Origin of the sequence: Halorubrum lipolyticum DSM 21995 (assembly GCF_000337375.1) — an archaeon.
Classification (GTDB): Archaea; Halobacteriota; Halobacteria; order Halobacteriales; family Haloferacaceae; genus Halorubrum; species Halorubrum lipolyticum.
On the sequence record NZ_AOJG01000026.1, the window covers coordinates 1 to 951 of the forward strand.

A 951-nucleotide genomic window follows, 5' to 3' on the forward strand; every position below is an offset into this window, starting at 1 on the left:
GCCGAACTCCCCGACGAACTCCGGCCGGGACGCCTTCGGAACGGCGACCTCCGCGACCTGCTCGACGCCGCCGCCGAAGACGACGGCGACGACTGGGGCGACGGAATGGGAATGGTCTTTGACGACGACCTCCCAGACGACGCGCTCGAACCGCGCGACCCACTTCTGAACGACGGAGGGAGCGCATGAGCGGCGGACGGAGCCAAGACCGGAACACCATCTATTCGGCCGCACAGGGCCGCGAATTCCTTCGGAACGAACTTGAGAACAAGTCCAACGAGTTCGTCCGCGAGTTCGCCGGGATGATTAACGACCCCGACGTGCTCGACTTCCTGAATCGGTACTGCGGCATCTACGAGGAGCGCGGCAAGGACTTTCTGGACAGTCACGTCGGGAAACAAATCGTGCGGTCGGCGGCGACATCGATGGTAGACCGCGCCTATCGTGAGGGGAACGTGAGTCAGTTGCAGGGCATGGTCGGCATCGTGAATCAGGACCGTGAGGCGAGTGACGCCCTCACCGAGATTGTGACTCGGCTCGCGCAAGAGGGCACGATTGCGGTCGTCACCGGGCCACCCGGCGCGGGTAAGACCGCGACGACCCTCGACGTTGCGCGGGCGTGGGGCGCTCGAACCGGCGGGACGCTCTACGGCCAGACGACGTGGGACGGCTTCGACGCCGTGGTGCGGTCCGACGTGGAGATGCTAGAGGCGATGGCGTCACACAAACGCCAATCGCTCGGCGTGCTTGACGAAGCAATGCAGGAGCTTACCGGCCGCGGTGCGGACTCGAAGAAAGCCGAGACGTTCGCGGAGCGCGCGACTCTCATCCGCAAGAAAGAGGACCGCCACGGGCCGCACGCAAAGCGTGGGTCGCTCGTGCTGGTCGCTCACAATTGGAGCGGGATGAACAAACCCATCCGCGAGATGACGACGCTCGTCATCCAGAAAC

1 protein-coding gene and 1 pseudogene are annotated in these 951 nt (G+C 64.6%); both read left to right on the forward strand.

What is annotated here, in order from left to right:
• Window positions 1-189 (forward strand): annotated as a pseudogene (locus C469_RS09320) (hypothetical protein); the annotation flags it as partial.
• A partial coding sequence (locus tag C469_RS09325) for a hypothetical protein (protein WP_008005983.1) occupies window positions 186-951 on the forward strand: 766 nt, incomplete at its 3' end. The pseudogene C469_RS09320 and the gene C469_RS09325, both read left to right, overlap by 4 nt.